A 24,221-nucleotide genomic window follows, 5' to 3' on the forward strand; every position below is an offset into this window, starting at 1 on the left:
CTTAAAATCCTAGGCTCGACAGCAGGTCGTCGACATCATCCTGATTGGACATGACATCCTCACGCGTGTCGCTGTTGACGATCGGTCCTTCCGGAGAAAGGGTCCGCTCTTCACGCAGCGCATCGGTTCGGTCTTCTTGTTCCATGCCAAACGCTTTGAGAATTTCCACCAATTGGTCTTCAACCTCATGCACCAGTTCGATCACCCGGCGGATAATCTGACCGGTCAGATCCTGGAAGTCCTGAGCCATGAGAATTTCAGTTAACTGGGTGCGCAGTACATTGCTATCACTCTCGACCTGAGTGAGCAACCCGTTGATATCGTGGCAGAGCGACTTAAATTCAGTAAGTGCGATCTGTCCCCCCATCAAACGCTGCCATCTTGGATAAACCTGCTGTAAGGTATCCCCGAGTTGCTCTGCCAGAGGCTGGATACTATCAACAGCATCCATGGTTTTATTGGCGGCGGATTCGGTTTTATCTATGACATAAGTCAACCGGTCGCGAGCATCAGGAATTTCCGTTTTTGCTAAATCGGTAATGCGGGGATCAAGGCGAAAATTAGCCAGCGAATCGTGAAGTTGGCGAGTCAGTTTGCCCACTTCTTCATAGACGGGATCACGACTATCTGACACCAGTCGGGTAAATAGTGTATTTGCTCCATCCTGATCGCCGGATTCAAGCAGACTGACAAGCTGTTTTGCCTGTTCGAGTGTAATCATTGTTATTATTGTCCTTTGATGCCCGATAAGTGTCTTACTGCATACGCTCGAAGATTTTATCAAGTTTCTCTTTCAGCGTTGCTGCAGTAAATGGCTTCACAATGTAACCATTAACACCGGCCTGGGCAGCTTCGATGATCTGCTCGCGCTTGGCTTCCGCAGTGATCATCAGCACTGGCAGGTGCTTAAGTTCGGCATCGGCACGGATATGCTTTAGCAGATCAATCCCCTGCATGCCTGGCATGTTCCAATCTGTAACGACGAAATCAAAACCGCCCTTTTTAAGCATAGGTAGCGCAGTCAATCCATCATCCGCCTCCTGGGTATTGTTAAAGCCCAAGTCACGCAGCAAATTCTTTACGATTCGGCGCATTGTTGAAAAGTCATCAACAATGAGGATTTTCATGTTTTTATTCAAAGTTGCCCCCACTGAATTATCAGTGTCTTATAGTGTGATTATTACGAAGTCCACGCAGTCAACTTGGACCGTAAACGTTGCATCGCCTGACTGTGAATCTGGCAAACTCGGGATTCACTCACCCCGATAACCGCCCCTATCTCTTTGAGGTTTAGCTCCTCGTCATAGTACAGGGACAAAACTAATGCTTCTCTTTCTGGCAGCGTTTTTATCGCTTCTGCCAAGGATTGGCGAAAATTATCATCCACAACCCCCTGAAAGGGAAGATTTTCTTCAACCGATTCTTCATTGGCGACAGCATCTTCCGAGACACCTAGGTCATCCATACCCACTAAACGACCACAATTAACATCATTTAAGGCCTGGTGGTACTGTTCTAGTGTCATTTCGAGATATGCCGCAATTTCCTGATCGTTCGGATCGCGGCCGAGGGTACCCTCAAGGGCTGAAATGGCCTCTGAAATACGTCGGTTGTTTTTGTAAACAGAGCGGGGAACCCAATCCCCGCGGCGGATATCATCCAGCATGGCTCCACGAATACGGATACCGGCAAAGGTTTCGAAACTCGCCCCTTTGGTCGGATCGTAGTTCTGCTGTGCCTCAAGCAGGCCGATCATGCCAGCCTGGATAAGATCTTCCAGCATCACGCTCGGCGGTAGGCGGCCCATAAGATGGTGGGCAATACGCTTTACCAGAGATGAATACCGTTCAATAAATGCCTGTGGGCTTTGCTGGTAGCGCCCATAGGTTAATGCCTTATTCACCGACCGGCACCTCCCGCGGACGACGGTTGTTCACCAACAACCTTTCAACGAAGAATTCCAAGTGACCACCCGGGCTCTGCGGCACCGGCCACATTGCGGCTTTGTTGGCCAGCGCTCCCAAGGCAAGTGCCGCCGGGCTTCGCGGGAAGGCTTCGACCACTAGCTTCTGGCGTTTCACCGACTGGCGAACGCGGTCGTCAAGCGGGATACAGGCGACTAGTTCGAGATTGGCATCAAGAAAGCGCTCGGTCACCCGGGTAAGCTTAATGAACAGCTCTCGCCCTTCGCGGTAACTGCGTACCATGTTGGCAACAATCTTGAAGCGCTGAACGTCATATTCCCGGCTGAGGATTTTGATCAGCGCGTAGGCATCGGTAATAGAAGTCGGCTCGTCACACACCACGACAACGACATCTTGGGCGGCACGTGAAAAGCTCAGTACCATGTCCGAGATCCCTGCCGCCGTGTCGACCAGCAGAACATCAATATCTTCCTCTAGGGTACTGAACGCCCTGATCAGCCCCATATGCTGAGCGGTCGTCAGCTCCGCCATATTCTGGGTACCCGACGCAGCCGGCACAATCTTCACGCCGTACGGGCCTTCGACGATAATGTCTTTGAGCTCGCACATACCAGACAATACATGCGACAAGTTACGCCCTGCTCTCAGGCCCAGCATGACATCGACATTCGCCAGGCCGAGATCGGCATCCAGTACCATCACCCGTTTACCCTGGCGGGCCATAGAAATCGCCATGTTAAGGGTGACGTTGGTTTTACCTACCCCCCCCTTACCGCCTGTTACGGTAATCACTTTGGTTGAAGTTAGCTGTGTCATACGGCGTAAACCGCTAGCTTGATCGTACATGGCGTTCTCAGTCATAAAAGTCTGCCCCCTGGCTCTCAGAGCTTTCGCTACTCCAGAAGTGGGTTTGCTGGCTTAACTCTTGTTCAAGTAATTCATTTGCCCGAGCAACCAAGTAGTTACCCGTGGCGACCTTAATGTCTTCCGGTACCCGCTGGCCATCCGCCAGATAGGCAATCGGCAGTGCGTGCTGAATAGACACACTGATCACCTCTCCCAAGCTCAGTGACTCATCCAGCTTGGTCAGTACACAGCCCGAAAGCGGAATACGGCGGAAGTGCTCAATGGTTTCATGCAGCACCCGGCGCTGCGCGGTGGATGGCAACACCAGGTAACTGCGGATTTGCGAGCCGCTGTTTTGCATCAGGGTATCGAGCTGCTCGGATAGCCTGATATCACGCTGTCCCATACCCGCGGTATCAAGCAGGATCAAACGGCGATGACGCAACTGGTGTAATATATCGGCCAATTCCTCGGCATCTTTAGCCACTCTTACCGGACAGCCCATAATTCGACCATAAGTGGCGAGCTGCTCGTGGGCACCAATACGGAAGGTATCAGTGGTGACCATGGCTATTTGGTCCGGACCAAACTCCATGGCTGCACGTGCCGCCAGCTTGGCTATCGTTGTGGTTTTACCCACCCCGGTCGGCCCCAGCAGCGCAACAACGCCGCCGGTTTCCAAAATACTGTCTTTGGTCGTAATAATCTGATCGGAAAGAAGATTGAGCAATGCCGGCCATGCTTCATTCGCCGGGACATCTTCAGGGATATAGCACGCGAGCTGATCGGCCAGCTCGTCTGACAACCCCATTTTCTTCAATCGCTTGATCATCATCGCCCGCATCGGTTCACGGCGTTCCATTTCCTGCCACATCAAGCCAGAGACTTGGTGCTCAAGCAATCGGCGGATAGAGGCCATTTCATTGCGCATGGCGTCAATTTCATCGGCACTGTGACTGCGCGCTTTCGGGTCGTAGCGACTTGGGTCCAATCGATTCTTAGGCTGTTGCGACGAACCGAACCGTGACTCAGAGCGATGAGGGTCATGACGGCCATCTGCAGAACGGGAAACTTGCAGAGGCTCAGCCTGAGGTACTGATGGACGACGATAATCACCAATATCAAGTTGGTGTCTGCCAGGCTGGCGGCCATTTGGCTGACGTTCGTTTTGCTGGCGCGCCGAGTCATTGAAATACGACTCTGGCTGGCGACGATGCGGTTCCTGTAAGCGGCCACCTCCCAACGAGCTTCGGTCACCATAGCCCCGGGTAGTTGCATGATTGGCAGCATGGTTATTTGACTGCTGAGACTCTTCATGACGGCTATAACGTGGCTCTTCACCATAGTGCTTCGATTGGCGATGCAACAATGCCGACAGTGAATCAGCTTCGTTGCCCTGGCCTCCACCCAGTTCGTTATCGTCAGGGTGACCGGTGAAGTTATTCAGCACTTTGGCAAAACGGCTCGAAGCAGACTGGAGCTGGACTTTATCGTCCGCCAGCTGCCGCTTGGCACTGTCGAACTGGCCGGCGAGCTCTTCGCGTGTCTTGTTCGCCGCAGGCGACAATTGAGCACGCGGCTCCTCGCTGTCGAGCGCGGCCACAATCTCCACCCCACCGGTGACTTTTTTATTCGACATGATAACCGCATCCGCACCCAGTTCTTCCTTAACTTGGGTCAGCGCAGCTCGCATGTCCTTGGCAAAAAAACGTTTAATTTTCAATGTGACCTTCCCGTTATATCAGGCTCATCATCGCCGTAACCGTCATTACGAGTTACCTACTGCATTAACAATACGGATCTGTTTCTCATCAGGAACTTCCTGATAAGACAACACGCGTAATGAAGGAATGGTGTTCTTAACAAATTTCGCGAGCGTCAATCTCAATACACCCGACGTCAACAAGACAGCAGGCTCGCCCTTAAGCTCTTGCTGCTGAGTGGCATCGACCAATGAACGCTGCAGGCGCTCAGCCAGACCCGGCTCAATCCCGGTCGACTCGCCGCCGGAAGACTGCATAGTTTGATGCAAGATCTGCTCCAATTCTGGCACCAAGGTAATGACGGGCAATTCAGGCTCTATGCCATTGATTTCCTGACAAATTAGTCGTTTCAAGCTCACCCTTACAGCCGCTGTCAGGATGTCAGGATCTTGACTCTTGGTCGAATATTCCGCCAATGTCTGAACTATGGTGCGAATATCCCGAATAGGAATTGCCTCGTTAAGCAGGTTCTGCAGCACCTTAACGATAACACCGAGACTAAGCTGATCCGGCACCAAGCCTTCCACCAAGCGAGGGGCAGATTTGCCCAGCAAGTCAAGGAGGTTCTGGACTTCCTCGTAACCGATCAACTGGGCGGCACGGTTAGTCAGAATCTGGCTCAGGTGGGTGGCCAGCACGGTGGCTGAATCAACTACGGTATAGCCCAGTGCTTGGGCATGTTCTCGCTGGGAGTCGTTGATCCATACCGCTTCAAGACCAAAGGCTGGATCGACCGTACGTTCACCGTCGACATTACCAAAGACCTGACCCGGGTTTATTGCCAACTCACGGTTAGGGTGAATATTGGCCTCGCCGCAAGCGACGCCCATCAAGCTGATGCGGTAGGTATTCGGCGGTAGTTCGAGGTTATCGCGGATATGTACCGCTGGGATCAGGAAGCCAAAGTCCTGAGACAGTTTCTTCCGCACTCCCTTAACACGCTCAAGCAGCTCACCACCTTGGTCTTTGTCGACCATAGGGATCAAGCGGTAACCCACTTCCAAGCCGATGACATCGATCGGTTTTACGTCGTCCCAAGACAATTCTTTCGGTAGTTGCGGCGCCACCACATCCGTCGAGGCTTGCTGCTCTTTGGTCTCTGCCGCTTCGCGCTGGGCCTTGATACGCCAGTAGGCCACGGCACCAATAAGCAGGGCCAGCAACAGGAATGGGATATGCGGCATACCCGGCACAATACCCATCACGAATAAAATACCGCCGGTGATGATCAACGCCTGCGGGTTGTTGAACATCTGGAATATCATCTGCTGGCCCATATCCTCGTCAGTATTTTGACGCGTCACCATCATGGCGGCACCGATGGACAGCAACAATGAAGGGATTTGGGCAACCAGACCATCACCGATGGTCAGCAGGCTGTAGATCTCGATGGCTTCACCAAAGCCCAGGCCGTGCTGGCCCATGCCAATCACCAAACCACCGATGATGTTGATGCAAAGAATAAGAATACCGGCGATGGCATCACCTTTTACAAACTTGGATGCACCATCCATCGAGCCGTAAAAGTCGGCTTCCTTGGTCACTTCGAAGCGGCGGGTACGGGCCTGATCCTGATCAATCAAACCGGCATTCAAATCGGCATCAATCGCCATCTGCTTACCAGGCAATGCATCCAACGTAAAGCGGGCACTTACCTCGGAGATACGCCCAGCACCTTTGGTTACCACCATGAAGTTGATAATCATCAAGATCAGGAACACCACCAGGCCAACGGCATAGTTACCGCCAATCACCACCGAGCCAAACGCATCGATCACCTGACCGGCAGCATCCGGGCCTTCATGGCCATAAAGCAAAACAACACGGGTCGAGGCAACATTCAGGGCCAATCGCAGCAAGGTGGCGATCAGCAACACGGTCGGGAAAGCGGCAAAATCTAGCGGGCGGCGGGTATATACCGTCACCAACAGCACCACCAGCGCAAGCGCTATATTGAACGAGAAGGCCATGTCCAACAGCAATGGTGGCATTGGCAAGATCACCATCGCCAAGGTGGCCAGTACCATTACAGGCGCACCTATTGCAGGCATCGACTGCAAACGGGCAGGATTAAACTTATCGGCGAAAGGTAAAGAAAGCTTCATGCAATGTCTGTAATGGTTCCATTCCCGCTAAACCAAGGCACCTTCAATAGAACGCTAACCATCAGGATGCGACACTGTATTGAGTGGGATCTGCGAGGGGTGTTATAAGATTTTCGGCATTATTTTGCCGTTATTGTATCGTTATCACGGTAAACAAAAAGTGACCGACAACAATCATTAATCAAGTTTACAGCGATTATAAAGCAATTATCATGCCTTATTTTTGTGTCATTTTCTTGACACGCTTTGTAAAATATTGAGGTAGGTCATCCTATCCAACGAAATAAATCCAAGAGCGATGAGATTAGTAGCGGAACTCGTTTGGAATATCAGAGGCTTCCTTCGATAACGACGGACGGCGCCCCCGCCCTTTCTGGAACTGTTTGAGCTGATAGATATAAGCCAGCACCTGTGCCACAGCGGCAAATAACCCATCAGGGATCTGCTGCTCGAGCTCGGTTGTGTGATACAAGGCCCTCGCCAGTGGCGGCGCCGGGACAATCTCTATCTCATGTTCATTGGCAATTTCACGAATTTTCAATGCCAGAAAATCCGTTCCCTTAGCAACAACTACCGGGGCCGTATCTATTTTGGAATCGTAGCGCAGCGCGACCGAGAAGTGCTCGGGGTTGGTGATCACCACATCGGCCTGCGGGACATCCGCCATCATCCGGCGCTGTGCCATCTCGCGCTGAAGCATCCGGATACGCCCCTTCACTTCAGGCTTACCTTCCGAATCCTTGAACTCATCTTTCACTTCCTGCTTGGTCATCTTAAGCTGTTCATTGTGCTGCCAAACCTGAAAAGGGATATCGATCGCCACCACTACCAGCAAAGAGCAACTGATCAGCAAGATAAAGTTGAGCAAGATATCGAGCGCATGGACAATATTTTGCGGATACATTTCACGACTGAGTTGGTAAAAATCCGTCAGGCTCGCCTTGAGCAAGAAAAACGCCACACCGACAACCAGCAATACCTTGAGGATGGATTTAACCAACTCTACCAAGCTTTGCTTGCCCACCATTCGCTTGAAACCATTGAGCGGATTCATCTTTGACAGCTTCGGCGCTGCCGCCTGTGACGAAAAGCGGATCCCACCAAGGCCAGTGGCCCCGATAAAGGCAGCAACATAGACAAACAGCAGGAAAGTGAACAGTGGAAACAGCACGTTACCAACCGCTGACATAATCAACGCAAACAGCTTTGATAGGTCAAACACTTCTTCACGGGTCAGGCTGAACAGCCGGGTCATCACCTCGCCCAAGCCACGGCCGATCGCTTCACCAAACCACATGAAGCCGACAGCCCCTGCAACCAGTACAGCAATCGATGCCAGCTCCCTCGATCGGGGAACCTGTCCTTTTTCGCGGGCCTGCTCCCGCCTTCGGGGCGTGGCCTCTTCGGTTCTTTCTTGTCCGTCAGACTCTGCCATAGATAATCCTCAGCAATCCAACCGAATTAAACGACATACCTGCTCGACACCCACCTGCCAAATCGCTTCGTAATGCGGCAAGATCCCACCAATCAAGAACCAGCTGATCACAAAACCAAGTAGCAGAGCAAAGGAAAAGCCGAGCGCAAAAATATTGAGCTGGGGCGCTGCCCGGGTCATCACCCCAAATGACATATTGACCACCAGCAAAGCAACCACACCGGCAATTGCCATACTCAAGGCAAACTTGAACATATGGCCAAACCACAGCGCCATTTGATAGTAATCGCCGGCCTCGAGCATCGACTCACCAACCGGCAAGGTATGAAAACTCATCGCCACCAGTTTCAGCATCATCAAATGCCCATCGCTGGCGAGGAAAATCATCACCACTAGGAACATATAGAACTGGCCCAGCACCGGCGTGTTTTGACCATTGGATGGGTCCACCATGGACGCAAAGCCCAAGCTCGACTGCATACCAAGAATTTGCCCCAATAAAATAAACGTCTGAGTAACGAAAGTGGTCACTGTTCCCATAGCGACACCAATTACCACCTGCTGGCCGGTGGTAATAAAGCCTTGTAGTGACAGCAATGGAATATCGACCGGGGCTGCCGGCAGTACGGGTAACAGGGCAAAAGTGAACAGCAGTGACACATAGAGCCTGATTTTGGGCGCGACATAACGGGCACCGAAAAAGGTCATCACCATCAACATCGATGAAATGCGGGTCAGCGGCCAGAAAACCGTTGCCAACCAATCCAACAACAGAGGCGCTGGATAGTTCATCAGTGCAGCAACCGAGGGATGTAGTCAATCATCTGGTGGAAATAGTCCATCAGCATCTGGGTCATCATGTGGCCGAAAAACATCAGGGCCAGCAAGGTGACAACCAACCTCGGCAAGAAGCTCAGGGTCTGTTCGTTAATCGAGGTCGCCGCCTGGAAAATCGCTACCACCAGGCCGATCAACAGGCCCGGTATAACGATGGCACAGACCATGATCAGTACCATATACAGTGCATCTTGGAAGATTTCGACAAAAAACTCCGGCGTCACGTACCAAAACTCCCCGCCAAGGTCGAAAGGATCAAGTTCCAGCCATCGACCAGCACAAACAACATCAACTTGAACGGCAGCGACACTATCATCGGCGAGAGCATCATCATCCCCATCGCCATCAACACCGATGCCACCACCAGGTCAATGACCAAAAACGGCAAGAACAGCATAAAGCCTATCTGGAAGGCGGTTTTCAGCTCGGACGTCACAAAGGCCGGGATCAATACCGTCATCGGCACTTCCTGCGGATCGGTGGCTGTTGAGCCTGACATCTCAACAAATGTCTCCAAGTCCTTGACCCTTGTTTGCTTGAGCATGAACTGGCGTAGTGGATCTTGTGCCGCTTCCAGCGCTTGCGCTGCGGTCATTTGCTCGTTGATGTAAGGCTGGACGGCCTCGGTATTAATCTTGTCGAGCACCGGCGACATCACGAAAAAGGTCAGGAACATGGCAATACCGATGATCACCTGATTCGACGGCGTCTGCTGCAGGCCCATGGCCTGGCGCAAGATAGACATCACCACCACGATACGGGTGAAGGAGGTCATCAAGATAACGATCGCAGGCAAGAAGCCCAATGCGGTCATCAGGGCGAGGATCTGCAAAGTGACCGAATAGTCCTCGCTGCCATCTGGATTGACAGTAACCGAAAAAGCCGGGATCCCACTGCCACCAGCCTGGGTCAGCGACATCTGGGTCGAGCCTGATTCGTTCTGCATCTCGCTCAGCGTCACACCCGGCGCAGCTATCGCTCCAGCACTGCCGTCTTCTGTTTCAGCTGCTGCAGGTAAAACCAGCAAAAGCGAAAAAGCCGCCAATAAGGCGGCAATGAAATTAGTTCTTAGCATCTTTTCTCAACAGCCTACCCAACTGGCTGGCAAACTCCCCGCCATCCTGGCCCTGCTCTGCAACAATGGGAGAATCGAGTTTTCCGAGCAATGAAATATTGTGTTGTGTCACCCCAACCAGCATCTGCTCTTCGCCGACCTGGAGTAACACAATGCGCTCCCTCTGACCGACAGGTAGCTGGCGCAGGATACGAATCGCACTGTCGCCACCTTGCAGGCCAGGTAACTTCATTCTTTTCATCAGCCATGCCAACAAGACAATCACTGCAATAACAAGAAGCAGTGAGGCCAAGGTGGTGGCTAGGTTTAGTTCTGGCGCCATCATTAACGTAACTTCTTGATGCGCTCAGTCTGGCTGATCACATCAGTCAGACGGATACCGAATTTGTCATTGACCACCACGACTTCACCGTGAGCAATCAAGGTACCGTTGACCATCACATCCAGTGATTCACCGGCCACGCGATCGAGCTCAACCACAGAGCCCTGGTTAAGCTGCAGCAGGTTTCGAATACTGATCTGGGTACGGCCAACTTCCATTGAGATAGTCACCGGAATATCCAAGATGGTATCGAGCTTGCGGCGCTCATCATCACCAATCGGTGCCGACTCATCGGTCAGCTCTTCCAACGGCGCTGGCTGCGCCCCTTCGTCACTGGCCTGTTCCGCGAGTGCCGCCGCCCAATCGTCGGCAATTTGTTGGTCATTATTAGACATGTCTTGTACCTATTCGGATCTCGTCCTTAATTGTCTGTATCGTCACTGTGGAGGTTCAACAGTGCCGAGCCTAATTCATCGCGATCGAGAAAAGCCAAGTCGCTCTTCACCATATCCGGACGTTTTAATTTTTCAGTGATCTTAAGTGCGATGTTCTCGCCCGCCTTACCCATTTTTGCGCGGTAAGTCGGCAGATCTTCGACAAATACCGTTGCCGCCTCAGGCATATCAATCGGGATCACATCACCCGGTTGCAGCTCCATCAGATCACGCAGCGTCAGGTCTACATCAAGCAGTTTTGCCCGCATGTTTACCGGAACATCCATAATTTCATCGCGCAGGGCCTTGCTCCAGCGAACATCGGTGTCCATCTTGTCACTTTGGACACCGGCATCAAGCAATTCGCGGATAGGCTCCACCATGGAGTAAGGCATCACCACATGGAAGTCACCGCCGCCGCCATCGACCTCGATATGGAATGAGCTGACCACAATCACCTCAGTCGGGCTGACAATATTGGCCATGGTCGGGTTCACTTCCGAATCAAGGTATTCAAACTCAACACCCATCACCGGAGACCAGGCTTCACGGTAGTCTTCAAACACCAGCTTGAGCAGCATCTGGACAATACGACGCTCGGTCGGGGTGAACTCACGCCCTTCGATCTTGGCGTGGAAACGGCCATCACCACCGAAGAAGTTCTCCACCAGAATGAACACCAGTCTCGCTTCCATGGTGATCAGTGCCGTGCCTTTGAGCGGACGGAAACGCACCATGTTCAAACTGGTCGGTACATACAAGGTATTCTGATACTCACCAAACTTGAGCATCTGTACCCCATTGATGGACACCTCAGCGGTCTTTCGCAACATATTAAACAAGCTGATCCGCATATGGCGGGCAAAACGCTCGTTAATCAGCTCCAGTGTGGGCATCCGCCCACGGACTATCCTGTCTTGTGATGAAAAGTCAAAAGCAACGACACCCGTTTCACTCTGGCCACCGTCATCATCATCATCGACATCATCAACGCCATGAAGTAGCGCGTCAATTTCGTCCTGGGTTAATAAGTCACTCACATAAAACCTATTGCATTACAAAACCAGTAAACAGCACCCGTTCAACCGCTTGTCGACCGGATACCTTCAGTAGCGCACCTTGGACCGCCGCCAGCGATTGGCCGCGTAGTTCCAATCGCCCTGTCGGGGTTCTCAATTGCTCGACCGTTGCAGCACCAAAGGTCTGCAGCAGTGTACTTTCTATCAGCGGAATATGCTGCTGGGCGATCGCTTCATTGCTATCTCCCCGAACCATCAACTGTACTTTTACCTGTACCAGCCGGTCACGGGCATCCCCCGTCACATTGAAGATAAATGGCTGGGGAAGAATGACATAATACGCCGATTCCACAACTGCCGGTGCCGCTTGGGAGCCAGCACTACCGGACTGCGCAATTTCAGGTTCAGGCGCAGAATCATTCAAGAAAAACCACGCCGCTGCACCACCGCCAGCAAGCAGAACAACAGCCAGCACGGCAATAATAATGAGTTTTTTCTTACCGCCGGGTTGCGCATCATCTGCCATATTCAAATCGTCCTTTGTCGTTCTTTATTGTTGTTGGGCATAAATACTTGGCCAGTTTAACAGACTGAACCGCTAGGCATAATAATCAACACCGTCTTTTGGTGCTGTCATCCACAAATCCGCCGAGTGTGATTGCGCCGCTGTACCATTTGCGAGCTCATGGGGTGTTCCCTGACCACTGCCCGGCTCTCCATGCTGCGATTGAGAGCCCGCCTGACCATTCATTTGCTGCTGCGAACCACCCGCAAACTGACGGCTGCTATCTTGCTGTACGCTGCTCTGGGCCAACTGCAGCCCCTGTTGGTGTAATAGTTCGCGCAGACGAGGCATTGCCTGTTCTACCAAGTCTCTTGACTGTTGGTTGGCGACGGTAATTTGCACCGAGGCCTGATCGTTGTTCATCGACAGTTTGATCTGCAGCTTACCAAGTTCCGGCGGGTCAAGGCGGATATCCACATGCTTGAGGTTCTTCGACATCATCATCTGCACCCTGTCAGCAAGCTGGTCACCCGCCTGCTCTTTGGCCAGAAGCAAAGGAGGCTGGGCATTACCCGGCTTTTCGCCTTCAGCGACCACCATGCCAGCTGCAGCTGTTCGATGAGCAGCATGCAAGCCTTGGGTTTCCCCAACGCTGGTTCCCAGCCCATCATCGGTTCCCGATCTCATTGCACCGTCAATTGCACCGTCCGTTATACCGGCCATAGACGCCGCTGCAAGTGCACCGGCACTGCCTTTGGTCATCAAGGTGCCTTTTGGCGAACTCGCTGAGGCCGATAGGCCCATCAAAGCGGCAACATCACTTTTGGCCGATGACGTAAGCGCACCATCAGCGGCCAAAGCCTGTGATAGCGGCGATGTCCCCTGGCCATTTTTCAGCTCGGCAAGATCTGCGCCTGACAACGTCATGCCAGCTAGCGCGACTTTGCCTTGGGAATCAGCTTTTGCCGCCGGATCTTTAACCAAAAGCTCTTTTGCCAATAGCTCTTTAGCCAAAGCATCTTTACTTGAGCCGTCTTTACCTTGAAGCTCTTTGCCAAGAGCTTCTTTGCCAGCAGCGCCTTCTTTGGTTGCAACTCCCTCTTTAGCTAGGGGGGCGGATAACTGCGCTTTATTATCAGAACCGGCAGCCATGGCATCAGGCGGCAACAATTTGCCATCTGCTCCTTTTCCTGGCCCAGAAGCTGAATGACCTGCGAGCTGACTGCGTGATGCCGATAGGCGCTGGAGTAATTCCTCCCCCTCACTCATCGAGCTCTTGGCATTATCAGAAGAAGCCAGAGCAGAACCGACCTGCTGGGCAGCGACATTGACACTGGCATCATCACCTGACTCGGCATCATCTACCTCAGCAGCTTGACCTCTTGTTTTGTTCTCTGAAGAGGTTGACTGGGCGACGTCATCACTACTGCCTTCCTGAAGTAGCTCAATATTATCAGTACCCTGGGCAACTTTATTGACGGCCTGCCCATCGGTAGCTTTTGAGTCCGTTAGCTTGGAAGAGTCGTCTTTATTCTCTCCTCCAAGCTTTTTCTTCCCTTCAGAAGTGGATTCGATGTTACCCGAAGCACCAGTAGAACCGGTTTCAAACGCATCTTTTAGCGTGTCGGTAAATCCCTTGGAAGAAGCCGATGACGTGCCATCCTTCGCCTGGCTTTCAGCAACAGACGAAGTCTTTGACGCTGGCGCTGAAGGCGCCGACGCAGTATCCGCTGATAGAAATTGAGATAAAAACATAATGATGATCGCGCTTTGACTATGGCCTATAACGAATGAAATGCAAAAATTACGCCAAGTGGTTTCGCCCGAGCTGGGTTAGCGGCTCATTTGCCGGCGGGCATATTGCATCGTGGCAAACTCATCCATCATTTTCTGCTCTTGCTTATCCAGCAGGCGCTGTCGCTCCGTTTGCTTCTTCTCGATCAACCACTCAATCGAGCGTCGTTGTTTTCGCATTTCCTGCCAATGCTGGCTGCATTGCTCAACTTGCTGATCAAAATGCGCACCCGCACTCTTTTGCTTTACCAGGGTTTCATCAAGCTGATTCAAAAACTTCTGCAGATGATTGTAAGCACTGGCTGTTAGCCCTTGCTGGCCCCGTTCAGACAACTGACGACAGTAATCCAAGCGGTACTGCTCAATCTGTTGTAATTGCTGCAGATAGTTTTCACGTTCAATACGGGCTTGGTTGAGTGCCAGCGACGCCTTATGCTCCGCGTCAGCGGTCTGATTCAAAATCAGCTCCAGTGCACTATCGGCTGCCATGACTTACTCCTGAAAATTATTATCCGCTTAGCTATTGCCCGCTAAGAACAGCACGCAGCATGTTGACACACATCTCGTATGGGACGGCTTCTTTCATCGACTGCTGCATGTAACCATCGAGCCGTGGTTTCAAGGCAAACGACTGATCGATGGCCTGATCGGTACCAGGCTTATAGGCGCCGATAGACACCAAATCCTGGTTCTTGCGGCAAATAGACAATACCTGCCTAACGGCTTTGGACATCATCATATGCTCTTCGCTGACAATGGCTGGCATCACACGGCTAACCGAGCGTTCGACATCAATCGCTGGATAGTGACCGGCATCAGCCAGCTCGCGCGATAAGACAATGTGGCCATCCAAAATGGCCCTCGATGCATCGGCAATCGGATCTTGCAGATCATCCCCTTCCGTCAGCACGGTAAAGAAGGCGGTAATGGAACCCTGATGTTCGCCACCGTTACCGGCACGCTCCACCAAGGCGGGTAACTTAGCAAATACCGAAGGCGGGTAGCCTTTGGTCGCTGGCGGCTCGCCTACGGACAGGGCGATTTCACGCTGTGCTTGGGCAAAGCGGGTTAATGAGTCCATTAACAGCAAGACATCCAGCCCTTGGTCACGGAAGTACTCCGCTATCGTTAGTGCGGTTTGGCACCCCTTCAGGCGCATCAAAGGTGATGCATCTGCCGGTGCAGCAACCACCACAGCACGCTGGCGTCCTTCGCTACCGAGGATCTCATCAATGAATTCTTTCACTTCTCGGCCACGCTCACCAATGAGCCCGACCACGACAACCTGTGCCGTCGTGCCCCGCGTCATCATACCCAAGGTCACGGATTTACCGACACCTGAGCCGGCAAACAGGCCGATACGCTGTCCTTTACCGACAGTCAGCAAACCATTGACTGCCTTCAAGCCCACATCCAGCGGCTCTTTAATTGGTTTCCTGGCTAGCGGATTGATCGGCTCGGCATTGAACGCCGCTCGATCGGCGGTGAAGATATCACCGAGGCCATCAAGCGGGTTACCCACGCCGTCTATTACGCGGCCAAGCAGCTCCATACCAACCGGGATCCCGCCAGCTTCGGTAATTGGCGTTACTCTTGCTCCTGGCATTACCCCGGTCAACTGCTCACTGGGCATCAAAAATAGGGTTTCTCCCGAGAAGCCAACGACTTCAGCTTCCATATCACCCGTTAGGGTCTCGACTTTGCACAAGCTGCCTACCGGTGCACGGCAACCAATCGCTTCCAATGTCAGCCCTACCACACGCACCAAGCGGCCAGATGCCACCGGTCGACAGGCAGTGTTAGCCGTTTGGTAACGGGATAAACGCTGAGCCAGGCTGGCCATTACGCCTCTCCGGACTCTTGTTGAGATGACGGTTGAGGCTGAGACTGGCTGTTAAGGCCAACAAACTGCTCGAGCAGATGTCTTAGCCGAGTTTCCATCTGGTAGTCAACGGTCGAGTTGCCTGATTCAACGAACAAGTCACCGCGATTCATGGCTGGCTCGGCCTGCAAAGTCCACCGGCGTTCAGCCAAGTTCTCTTCACCGTAAGCCTGTTTGATAAGCTCTAAATCTTCCGGGTGCAGCTGAACAGTCGTTTGCTGTCCGGCCATCGGCAACGCCGCGATACCTTCTCGAAGCGTCTGTAAAATCACTTGAGGGTTAGTCTTGAGTTCAACCTGGATCAACTCTCGGGCCAAGCTCGTGGCCAAAAACACCAACTGCTGCTCAACGGCGTCATCGACCTGCTGCAAGGGTGTAGCCAACTTTTCAATCAGCTGCGAGAGGTGGCCGACTTGCTCGTCAATTTGGCCCTTGCCTTGCTCCAGCCCCTGCTCCAAGCCTTGAGCCAAACCTTGTTCAAGCCCTTGCTGCAAACCTTGCTCCATCCCCTGCTGCATACCTTGCTCGAAGCCTTCACTGTGACCGGCAGCACGGCCTTCAGCGATCCCTTCTTCGTAGGCAGAGTGGCGGATATCATCAAGATCGGCGGCAGTAAGCGGTGGTAATTCCGGCTCTTCGTCGAGTGGCTCGACTTGCCATTCAGGATCATAATTGAGGGCATTTTCTGTTATGCCCTCATGCTCAGGGGAATAATCTGGATAAGCCCAGCGCTCAAGCTCTTGCGCCTGATGCTCAGACACACGCAAGAAACCGCGACGGCGATCCATTGGGCGATCAGAAGACATAGTTTGCCTTTACACAGCAAGAAGCCTTGACAGCATTAGAGGAATTCATCCGCACCGCCTCCGGTCAACATCAACTCACCCGCATCAGACAAGCGACGGGCAATCGATAGAATTTCTTTCTGAGCAGACTCCACATCGGCCACACGGATCGGCCCCATAGCCTCAAGATCATCTTGCAGCATTTCGGCAGCACGCTTGGACATATTGCGCAAGATCTTCTCGCGCAACATATCGTCAGCCCCTTTAAGGGCTTTCTGCAACAGATCTTGCGGTACATCACGCAGCAAGGTCTGGATGCCGCGATCGTCGACTTCAGCCAGGTTATCGAAGACAAACATCAGATCTTCAATCTGGGTAGCCATGTCTTCGTCGTTGTCACGGATTTGATCCATCAGCGCACCCTCAACATTGTTGTCGAGGTAGTTCATGATTTCGGCAGCCGCCTTCAGGCCACCAATTTTCGCAGCCTGTGCACCGGCCTGACCGGCAAACTGTTTCTCCATGATATCGTTAAGCTCATGGAGGGCTGCCGGCTGGACTTCTTCGAGGTTGGCAATACGCATCATCAGATCCAAGCGGACCCGTTCAGGGAACTGTGCCAGGATCTCTGCTGACTGCTCAGGCTCAAGATATGACAAAACAATGGTTTGGATCTGCGGGTGTTCATTAAGGATAATGCTCGCCACCTGACGGGGATCCATCCATTTCAATGAATCAAGACCGCGCGAGCCGCTGCCCATCAAGATCTGATCAACCAAATTATTGGCTTTATCTTCACCCAAAGCCGCAATCAGGGTATTTCGAACAAAGTCTTCACTGCCCATACCGATGCTGGTGTATTTCTGGATATCTTCCAGAAAATGGCGGTGAACTGCCGACACTTTTTCCTGGTTTAGATCGGCCATTTGTGCCATCACACCACCCACACGCTGAACCTGCTTGGGTTCAAGATGGCGGATAATACTGGCTGCATCCTGCTCATTGAGGCTAAGTAGCAAAATCGCAGCTTTATCAGCCCCGGTCAGGGTCGTGATATCAAATTTCTTGTTGTCTGTGGTTGCTACTTCATTAGCCATCTTCAGTTACCCAACTCTTAACAACCTGCGCAGCGAGATCCGGCTCGTTGGCAACCAGTGCACGAACCGCTTTCAGCAGATCTTCATCTTTATGCAGGTTTGGTAGATCCAAGTTGCTGCTGCTTAGCTCCAGCGTTTCAACGCCATCAAGCTCGCTACCAATTAGATCAATGGAATCTTGACCACCAGCCGGTACCGGCAAACCATTTTCATCCAATGGCGTTCCGTCTGAGGCCTGATTTGGATACAGCAACTTGCGCATCGCTGGACGAACCATAACGACCATAATGACGATAATCACCAATGCCGCTGCCAACCAACGTACCCAAGTATTGAAATTCGGATGATCCCAGATCGGCAGATCGGCCACCATTTGCTCTTCAGGAACAGCAAATGGCACTGAAATCACTTCCAGCATATCGCCACGCATTTCAGAGAAGCCAACGCCGCCTTTGAGCAAGCGGGCAATTTTTGCCAGCTCGGCTTCACTTAGGGCAACACGCGTGACCTCACCGCTTTCGGGGTTAACGACTTGTTTGTAATCAATAGCCACGGAGACCGTCTGGCGATCGACCGTGCCAGTTTGGGCGCGGCGGTGCCTAATGGTGGTATCCAGCTCATAGTTACGGGTCGCTTCACGGTGCACCGAGTTATTGCCCGCACTGCCACCAGATTGTAATTCTTTGACTTCCTGAGGGATCGCGCTGTCAGCCGGGGGCTGATTGCTCAACGCACCCGGAATACCCGCGACCATGCTGCCGTTGTTGATGTCTTCCAGCGTATATTCACTGCGGGTTGACTGGGAGGCCGGATCATATTGCTTGCGGGTCTCTTCCACGGCGCTGAAGTCCATTGAGACATCGACCTGAGCGGTATAGTTACCCAACCCCAAGACAGGGATCAGGATGGCGTCGATTTTCTCGCGCAGCGCTTGCTCTTGCTTGCGTTCCAGCTCGTACTCTTTGCGACGTGCGGTTGCCTGAGGATCTGCCGTGCCCGAACTCAGCAAGCGGCCATGCTGATCCGTTACCGTAACACGGGTCGGTTTAAGTCCCGGTACCGCAGTGGCCACCATATCGACGATAGAGTCAACTTCTTGCTGGCCCAATGAACCGCCTGTCGATAAGGTCAGAAAGACAGTGGCTGACGCTTCCTGGTTATGGCGGACAAATACACTTTGTTTTGGCATCGCCAGCAGTACCTGGGCTTGGCGAACCTGCCGGATCTGCTCAATCGCCCGAGCTAACTGACGCTCACGGCTGAGCTTCAAGCGTTCTTGCTCAAGGCGCTGAGACACACCAAAACCCATGTCCTGCAGCAGGATATCGTCGCCTACTGCCACGGTCTGGTTTAACCCGGCCCGGGTCAATTCCAGCTTGATGGCCGAGAAGTTATCCGCCGGCACCCGGATGGTATTACCATCAAGGGTGTAGCTGATTTTCTTCTGATCGAAATGATCGAGGATGGGGATCAGCTCTGCGGTTTCATAAGTGCCCAGCGGTCGCATTTCTGGCTCTTTGATCCAAGAGACGACAAGGACAATCAAAGCGACACAGATAGCCACCGACAGAACCAGAACGACCTGACGCAGGACATCAAGATTACCCAGCATGCTATCAACACGCGAGGCACTCTTTTCTCCCGCATCCGGGCTCTGAAGCTCCAGTTCGCTATCTGCCATTACCGCCGTTGACGGTGAATTGCCAGCAACGGCGAGCTCATTGTTAGTTGATGGTTCCGACACGCACTACTTTCCTATTAAACCGGCATATTCATGAGTTCTTTGTACGCTTCGACCATTTTATTGCGCACTTGTACCGTCGCTTCGAAGGCAACACTCGACTTGTTCCGGGCGATCATGACATCAGACAGGGATACACTGCGGTCCCCTTGGTCGAAGCGGGTGGCTAACTCACTGGATTGCGACTGAAGCTGATTAACGCCTTTGATGGCATCACCCAGCATAGCGCCAAAATCTGCACTGACTTGTTGTCCAGTTGCCGGGCGGGAAGCGTTGGTGGCTTCCAGTTTCATTGCCTGCATTTCGGCCTGAAGTCCATTTACTTTCATTTGTCTCTCCTACCCGTCAGAAACTTGTCAATCCAACAAGTTGTCAGCCTAATTTCTTTATTAATATGAGTATGAAGGAAATCATCCTTCAATGCGGTGATCAAACTGGGATGTCTATCCCAGCATCACGCATTTTTGCCAATTTATAGCGCAATGTCCTTGGGCTGATCCCTAATTTTTCCGCAACATCCTTGCGTTTGCCATCACAGGCACGAATGGTGTCTAGAATAATCGAAAACTCTTGTTCCCGCAGCTCATTTCCTAACCCATCTGCTGGCATCGCAGGATTTTGTCTCTCGGCATTTTGCTGCTCTGTCGCCACATTTGGCACAACAGCGGATTTATCATTGGACCCAGAATGTGCCATCGGCTCAAAAAGCGTCTGCAAGCCATCAGCTTGTAACCAATCAAGCCCTTCAAGCAAAATGTCCGACTCGGCAACCGCTTGCCCCTGACACAGAATCAATGCCCGCTGGATAACATTATCCAGCTCTCGCACATTCCCCGGCCAGCTGTACTGCTTGAGCTTAGCAACGGCTGCCATTGAAAATTCAGGTACCGATTGTCCTTGCTTGATACAGTGTCGCTCCATCAGGTACTGAGCCAGCGGCTCGATATCTCCCGGGCGATCCGACAGAGCCGGCCACATCAATGGAAAGACATTGAGGCGGTAATACAAATCCTCACGGAAGTTACCTTGCGCGACATACTCTTTGAGATCGCGGTTACTGGTTGCCAGCACGCGCACATCCAGCTTGATGCTCTTGCGGCTGCCCAAACGCTCGACTTCCCGCTCTTGCAATACCCGCAGTAGCTTGGCCTGCAAGTTAAGATCCATCTCGCTGATTTCATCAAGCAGTATCGTTCCGCCCTGAGCTTGCTCGAACTTGCCCGGACAGGCCTGGATCGCTCCGGTAAACGCCCCTTTCTCATAACCAAACAAAGTCGCTTCTAGCATGTTCTCCGGAATAGCCGCGCAGTTAATGGCAACAAATGGCCCTTCGCTGCGGTTAGAGTTCTGATGAATGTACCGTGACATCACTTCCTTACCCGAACCGCTCGGCCCCAATACCATCACACTGGCATCGGTTTTAGCGACTTTTTCAGCCAAAGCCAATAACTTAAGTGATTTTTCATCAGCAGCAATAGTTTGCCCGCTTTCGCTTTTTACCGGTGCATAGCGGCTGACCATATTGAGCAGTACTTCCGGGGCAAACGGCTTGGCCATGTAATCAATCGCGCCTTCTTTCATCGCCGAGACGGCATCTTCAATATTGGCGTAAGCGGTCATCAGCAATACAGGTAATTTGGGCCAGTTGTGCTTGATACTGCGGAGCAAACCCAGGCCATCCATACCCGCCATTTGGACATCAGATACAACAATGTCTACGGAATTGGCTTTTAGCACCAACAAAGCCTGCTCGGCACTGTCAGCTTCCAGAGAGTGGTAGCCGGCCAAAGCCAATGTGTCTACCAAGGCTTCTCGCAAACCTTCATCATCCTCGACAACTAATACTCGGCTTTGGTTCATAGGGTCACTCCTGTCGGCTCAATGTGTTGTCCGTTTTGTTCTTGTAATTGCTGTTGTGATTGCTCTAAAGGTGCTTTAGATATCTGCTTTTTTTGCTCACTCGCGCCCTGCTCATCGGCTTGCGGTAATGACAGGGTAAAGCACGCTCCCTTGCCTGGCACAGATTCCAAGCTCAAGCGGCCTTTGTGCGCATTGGCCACCATCTGTACCACAGCCAGTCCAAGGCCAGTACCCTGCTGGCGAGTGGTAAAAAAGGGTTCTAAGATTTTCTTATGCATCTCTGGCGCAATACCCGGACCGTTATCCAAGACGGCGAGATGTATCCACCCTCCTTGGGCAACAACCTGTACCGCAACCCGGCATTGCTTGCCTGCCATCTGGATGGCATTGGTGATCAGATTACTGATCGCACTGGCCAGTGCATTGGCATTACCCAATAAAGTCAGGGACTCATCATCACAGTCGATACTGAAATCGACATTGTTATTGATCACCTGCGCTTCCACCATGCTATCCAACTCATTGAGCAAGGTTTCGAGGGTAAAGCACTCTATCACCTTGTTATCACCGCCCTTGGCAAACAGCAGCATATCGTTGACCTGCTTCTCCAAGTCATGCAGGCGATCAACAAGCTTTCCCTGAAACCGCTCTCGCATCGGCGCCGTCAAATTAGGCGCAGCCAAGTTCGAGGCATACAGCATGGCACTGGATAGCGGCGTTCTTACCTGGTGAGCCAGCGAGGCAACCATCTTGCCGAGCGATGACAGACGCTGCATCTCACTCACCCGCGCTTGTAGCAGACGGGTCTCGGTCATGTCAGTGATAAAGATCAGCTGGCCACTATTGGAAGCAGAAATCGCCAATTTAACCCTGCGGCCATTCTTTAGAGAGATCTCATGGCCGTCATCTTCGCGCGGCGAGAAGGCACGCTGGATGACATCCACCCAACGCTCATCAATAAGTGGCTGCTCCAGCAAACGGATTGCTTCAGGATTCGCTTCACGGACGATACCGCCAGAATCCAAGAAAATCACCCCAGACGGCATCACATCCAGCACCTGCTGGTACCGGCTGACTTGTTGTGACAATGTGCCCAAAGCAGGATCGGAACGTTGAGATATGCTCTGTGCAGGCTGATTATCATCCATGGAAAACCTTGATCTGTATGCTGTCAATTACTGAATAATGCATGAATAATGCCAAGATTATATCTTTATTATCAGCACTTTATCTACAGAGAGGAATATAACATGACGCCATTTTTTTGGCGTCATGTTTTTGAAAAGCGTTTTTTGAAAAGAATGTTTTGCGAAGAGTGTTTAAGGCTTTATTAACGGCTCAGGCCATATTTGCGCATTTTCTCAACCAATGTGGTTCGGCGCATACCCAGCATATCAGCAGCGCGAGCGACTACCCCACCCTGTGCTTCCAGTGCTTGGCTGATCATGTCAATTTCCAGCTCTGCCAGCATTTCCTTCAAATTCACCCCTTCCGGCGGTAAATCACTGTGACTTTGTACTGTCTCAAGATCGGAAGCTTGGCTGCTGAACATGTCAGCCAGCGCCATCCTTTCATGATCATCCACAGACATGAAGTTTTCTTCCGGCTGGAATTCTGGGAACTGGCTATAGCGGTACTTCATCGGTAGGTGGCTGATATCCACCATCTCTCCCGGATAAAGTATGATCAAACGCTCAACCAGGTTGGCAAGCTCACGGATGTTCCCCGGCCAGTCGTGCTCCATCAGCGAGGTCACAGCACGTGGGGTAAAGTGAATTGGCTTCGCACCCTGGGCTTCCATACGCGCCAGTAGCTCTTGGAGCAGCAACGGAATATCTTCCATACGCTCACGCAGTGCTGGCATTTCAATCGGGAAGACGTTCAGGCGGTAGTAAAGGTCTTCGCGGAACTTCTCTTCGGCAATCATGGATTCAAGATCGCGGTGAGTCGCTGCGACAATACGTACATCTGCCTTAATGGTTTCACTGCCACCCACACGCTCGAAACAACGTTCCTGCAGCACACGCAGCAGTTTCACCTGCATTGGCATTGGCATATCGCCAATTTCATCAAGGAACAGTGTGCCACCTTCAGCCAGCTCGAAACGACCTTTACGGGTAGAAACGGCGCCTGTAAATGCACCTTTCTCATGGCCAAAAAGCTCACTTTCCAGTAAATCCGGCGGGATTGCACCGCAGTTCACCGGCACAAAAGGCCCCTTACCACGGGTTGAATGGTAATGGATATTACGTGCAACCACTTCTTTGCCGGTGCCTGATTCGCCAAAAATCAATACGCTGGCATCGGTTGAAGCGACCTGCTCCATCAAGTGACGGATCTCGCTAATAGCCTCGCTACGGCCAACCATGCTTCTGAACAAAGTATTCTTGCGACCGAATGTCGGCAATTGGAAGGTCTGTTTGCCCAGGAACTCTTTGCAGTGGCGGAAGGCATCCATCAGCTGACCGTAATGGATAGGCTTATCGAGGTTACCCACGTAGTTCGGCAGCGCGGCAAGTTCTGCTTCATGCTCACCCATGGAGATCACCGGGATATGGTGATGGGTGCGCAAGAAATTCAGTAGATTGCTTAGCGACTGGCTTGAGGAAACCTTGCCGAGTAAACAGGCGCCCCACTCTTTTTCCCAGTGCGAACTGTTAACCTCTTGAGACGAATAAGCCTCATACTGCTCACCGATAAAGGTAAGGATCACGCTTAAATCATGGCGATGCTGTTGGTCATCATCAATAACGAGGGTATGAACTTGCATAGAAAAGAGTTTGCCTGCCTACTTAA

24 protein-coding genes are annotated in these 24,221 nt (G+C 52.1%); all 24 read right to left on the reverse strand.

Translation table 11 applies throughout. From position 1 onward, the window contains the following. Nucleotide 1 precedes the first annotated feature (1 nt). The 24 genes from R2X38_RS19065 to R2X38_RS19180 all read right to left on the reverse strand — a co-directional run bounded on the left by R2X38_RS19065 (nt 2) and on the right by R2X38_RS19180 (nt 24,195). Nucleotides 2-721, reverse strand: coding sequence for a protein phosphatase CheZ (locus tag R2X38_RS19065; protein WP_317523931.1), 720 nt, complete (start codon nt 719-721; stop codon nt 2-4). Nucleotides 722-755: 34 nt separating this feature from the next. Then, nucleotides 756-1,127: a chemotaxis response regulator CheY gene (gene cheY / locus R2X38_RS19070; RefSeq protein ID WP_039467413.1), complete on the reverse strand. Its 372-nt coding sequence runs from the start codon at nt 1,125-1,127 to the stop codon at nt 756-758. 53 nt (nt 1,128-1,180) lie between these two features. After that, nucleotides 1,181-1,903, reverse strand: a complete 723-nt coding sequence (locus tag R2X38_RS19075) for an RNA polymerase sigma factor FliA (RefSeq protein ID WP_039467409.1) — start codon at nt 1,901-1,903, stop codon at nt 1,181-1,183. Beyond that, nucleotides 1,896-2,786, reverse strand: a complete 891-nt coding sequence (locus tag R2X38_RS19080) for a MinD/ParA family protein (protein WP_317523933.1) — start codon at nt 2,784-2,786, stop codon at nt 1,896-1,898. Before R2X38_RS19080 ends, R2X38_RS19075 begins: the two co-directional genes overlap by 8 nt. Continuing rightward, complete coding sequence (flhF, locus tag R2X38_RS19085) at nt 2,779-4,494, reverse strand: flagellar biosynthesis protein FlhF (RefSeq protein WP_317523934.1); 1,716 nt, start codon at nt 4,492-4,494, stop codon at nt 2,779-2,781. The genes R2X38_RS19080 and flhF overlap by 8 nt, the downstream gene beginning before the upstream one ends. 45 nt (nt 4,495-4,539) lie before the next feature. Then, nucleotides 4,540-6,639, reverse strand: a complete 2,100-nt coding sequence (flhA, locus tag R2X38_RS19090; RefSeq protein ID WP_317523935.1) for a flagellar biosynthesis protein FlhA — start codon at nt 6,637-6,639, stop codon at nt 4,540-4,542. 304 nt (nt 6,640-6,943) lie between these two features. Further along, nucleotides 6,944-8,074, reverse strand: a complete 1,131-nt coding sequence (flhB, locus tag R2X38_RS19095; protein WP_317523936.1) for a flagellar biosynthesis protein FlhB — start codon at nt 8,072-8,074, stop codon at nt 6,944-6,946. Nucleotides 8,075-8,083: 9 nt separating this feature from the next. Then, nucleotides 8,084-8,866 carry a flagellar biosynthetic protein FliR gene (gene fliR, locus R2X38_RS19100; protein ID WP_317523937.1) on the reverse strand — a complete coding sequence of 261 codons (783 nt, stop codon included), beginning with the start codon at nt 8,864-8,866 and terminating at the stop codon, nt 8,084-8,086. Next, nucleotides 8,866-9,135 carry a flagellar biosynthesis protein FliQ gene (fliQ, locus tag R2X38_RS19105; RefSeq protein WP_317523938.1) on the reverse strand — a complete coding sequence of 90 codons (270 nt, stop codon included), beginning with the start codon at nt 9,133-9,135 and terminating at the stop codon, nt 8,866-8,868. Before fliQ ends, fliR begins: the two co-directional genes overlap by 1 nt. Beyond that, nucleotides 9,132-9,986 (reverse strand): flagellar type III secretion system pore protein FliP, encoded by an 855-nt coding sequence (gene fliP, locus R2X38_RS19110; RefSeq protein WP_317523940.1) that lies wholly within the window; start codon nt 9,984-9,986, stop codon nt 9,132-9,134. The genes fliQ and fliP overlap by 4 nt, the downstream gene beginning before the upstream one ends. Further along, the gene (gene fliO, locus R2X38_RS19115; RefSeq protein ID WP_317523942.1) at nt 9,973-10,311 is read right to left on the reverse strand and encodes a flagellar biosynthetic protein FliO; all 339 of its coding nucleotides are present in this window, start codon (nt 10,309-10,311) and stop codon (nt 9,973-9,975) included. The genes fliP and fliO overlap by 14 nt, the downstream gene beginning before the upstream one ends. Next, the gene (gene fliN, locus R2X38_RS19120) at nt 10,311-10,703 is read right to left on the reverse strand and encodes a flagellar motor switch protein FliN (protein WP_107299325.1); all 393 of its coding nucleotides are present in this window, start codon (nt 10,701-10,703) and stop codon (nt 10,311-10,313) included. The genes fliO and fliN overlap by 1 nt, the downstream gene beginning before the upstream one ends. A 26-nt stretch (nt 10,704-10,729) precedes the next feature. Beyond that, a complete protein-coding gene (gene fliM / locus R2X38_RS19125) occupies nt 10,730-11,782 on the reverse strand; it encodes a flagellar motor switch protein FliM (RefSeq protein ID WP_107299324.1) in 1,053 nt (350 codons plus the stop codon). Nucleotides 11,783-11,789: 7 nt separating this feature from the next. Next, entirely contained in the window at nt 11,790-12,293 is a 504-nt protein-coding gene (gene fliL, locus R2X38_RS19130; protein ID WP_317523943.1) for a flagellar basal body-associated protein FliL, read from the reverse strand. Between the two features lie 66 nt (nt 12,294-12,359). Beyond that, entirely contained in the window at nt 12,360-14,021 is a 1,662-nt protein-coding gene (locus R2X38_RS19135) for a flagellar hook-length control protein FliK (protein ID WP_317523944.1), read from the reverse strand. A gap of 78 nt (nt 14,022-14,099) precedes the next feature. Then, nucleotides 14,100-14,549 carry a flagellar export protein FliJ gene (fliJ, locus tag R2X38_RS19140; protein WP_317523945.1) on the reverse strand — a complete coding sequence of 150 codons (450 nt, stop codon included), beginning with the start codon at nt 14,547-14,549 and terminating at the stop codon, nt 14,100-14,102. A 31-nt stretch (nt 14,550-14,580) separates the two neighbouring features. Further along, nucleotides 14,581-15,903, reverse strand: coding sequence for a flagellar protein export ATPase FliI (gene fliI / locus R2X38_RS19145; RefSeq protein WP_317523946.1), 1,323 nt, complete (start codon nt 15,901-15,903; stop codon nt 14,581-14,583). Further along, complete coding sequence (fliH, locus tag R2X38_RS19150; RefSeq protein ID WP_317523947.1) at nt 15,903-16,748, reverse strand: flagellar assembly protein FliH; 846 nt, start codon at nt 16,746-16,748, stop codon at nt 15,903-15,905. The genes fliI and fliH overlap by 1 nt, the downstream gene beginning before the upstream one ends. Nucleotides 16,749-16,783: 35 nt before the next feature. After that, entirely contained in the window at nt 16,784-17,824 is a 1,041-nt protein-coding gene (gene fliG / locus R2X38_RS19155) for a flagellar motor switch protein FliG (protein WP_317523948.1), read from the reverse strand. Next, nucleotides 17,817-19,568 (reverse strand): flagellar basal-body MS-ring/collar protein FliF, encoded by a 1,752-nt coding sequence (gene fliF, locus R2X38_RS19160; RefSeq protein WP_317523949.1) that lies wholly within the window; start codon nt 19,566-19,568, stop codon nt 17,817-17,819. Before fliF ends, fliG begins: the two co-directional genes overlap by 8 nt. A gap of 14 nt (nt 19,569-19,582) precedes the next feature. Continuing rightward, entirely contained in the window at nt 19,583-19,894 is a 312-nt protein-coding gene (gene fliE / locus R2X38_RS19165; RefSeq protein ID WP_281025432.1) for a flagellar hook-basal body complex protein FliE, read from the reverse strand. 100 nt (nt 19,895-19,994) lie between these two features. Then, nucleotides 19,995-21,425, reverse strand: a complete 1,431-nt coding sequence (locus tag R2X38_RS19170; protein ID WP_317523951.1) for a sigma-54 dependent transcriptional regulator — start codon at nt 21,423-21,425, stop codon at nt 19,995-19,997. Next, complete coding sequence (locus R2X38_RS19175; RefSeq protein WP_317523952.1) at nt 21,422-22,573, reverse strand: PAS domain-containing sensor histidine kinase; 1,152 nt, start codon at nt 22,571-22,573, stop codon at nt 21,422-21,424. Before R2X38_RS19175 ends, R2X38_RS19170 begins: the two co-directional genes overlap by 4 nt. 182 nt (nt 22,574-22,755) lie before the next feature. Then, a complete protein-coding gene (locus R2X38_RS19180; RefSeq protein WP_317523953.1) occupies nt 22,756-24,195 on the reverse strand; it encodes a sigma-54 dependent transcriptional regulator in 1,440 nt (479 codons plus the stop codon). Between the last annotated feature and the right edge of the window lie 26 nt (nt 24,196-24,221).

It is taken from the genome of Photobacterium rosenbergii (genome assembly GCF_033022775.1).
GTDB lineage: Bacteria > Pseudomonadota > Gammaproteobacteria > Enterobacterales > Vibrionaceae > Photobacterium > Photobacterium rosenbergii_A.

Coding starts and splice junctions, on each gene's coding strand:
- R2X38_RS19170 (WP_317523951.1), bottom strand. CDS start 21,425: ATGAACCAAAGCCGAGTATTAGTTGTCGAGGATGATGAAGGTTTGCGA.
- flhB (WP_317523936.1), bottom strand. CDS start 8,074: ATGGCAGAGTCTGACGGACAAGAAAGAACCGAAGAGGCCACGCCCCGA.
- R2X38_RS19175 (WP_317523952.1), bottom strand. CDS start 22,573: ATGGATGATAATCAGCCTGCACAGAGCATATCTCAACGTTCCGATCCT.
- fliE (WP_281025432.1), bottom strand. CDS start 19,894: ATGAAAGTAAATGGACTTCAGGCCGAAATGCAGGCAATGAAACTGGAA.
- fliP (WP_317523940.1), bottom strand. CDS start 9,986: ATGCTAAGAACTAATTTCATTGCCGCCTTATTGGCGGCTTTTTCGCTT.
- fliI (WP_317523946.1), bottom strand. CDS start 15,903: ATGGCCAGCCTGGCTCAGCGTTTATCCCGTTACCAAACGGCTAACACT.
- R2X38_RS19080 (WP_317523933.1), bottom strand. CDS start 2,786: ATGACTGAGAACGCCATGTACGATCAAGCTAGCGGTTTACGCCGTATG.
- flhA (WP_317523935.1), bottom strand. CDS start 6,639: ATGAAGCTTTCTTTACCTTTCGCCGATAAGTTTAATCCTGCCCGTTTG.
- fliO (WP_317523942.1), bottom strand. CDS start 10,311: ATGATGGCGCCAGAACTAAACCTAGCCACCACCTTGGCCTCACTGCTT.
- fliH (WP_317523947.1), bottom strand. CDS start 16,748: ATGTCTTCTGATCGCCCAATGGATCGCCGTCGCGGTTTCTTGCGTGTG.
- R2X38_RS19065 (WP_317523931.1), bottom strand. CDS start 721: ATGATTACACTCGAACAGGCAAAACAGCTTGTCAGTCTGCTTGAATCC.
- fliJ (WP_317523945.1), bottom strand. CDS start 14,549: ATGGCAGCCGATAGTGCACTGGAGCTGATTTTGAATCAGACCGCTGAC.
- fliR (WP_317523937.1), bottom strand. CDS start 8,866: ATGAACTATCCAGCGCCTCTGTTGTTGGATTGGTTGGCAACGGTTTTC.
- R2X38_RS19135 (WP_317523944.1), bottom strand. CDS start 14,021: ATGTTTTTATCTCAATTTCTATCAGCGGATACTGCGTCGGCGCCTTCA.
- fliG (WP_317523948.1), bottom strand. CDS start 17,824: ATGGCTAATGAAGTAGCAACCACAGACAACAAGAAATTTGATATCACG.
- cheY (WP_039467413.1), bottom strand. CDS start 1,127: ATGAAAATCCTCATTGTTGATGACTTTTCAACAATGCGCCGAATCGTA.
- R2X38_RS19180 (WP_317523953.1), bottom strand. CDS start 24,195: ATGCAAGTTCATACCCTCGTTATTGATGATGACCAACAGCATCGCCAT.
- fliN (WP_107299325.1), bottom strand. CDS start 10,703: ATGTCTAATAATGACCAACAAATTGCCGACGATTGGGCGGCGGCACTC.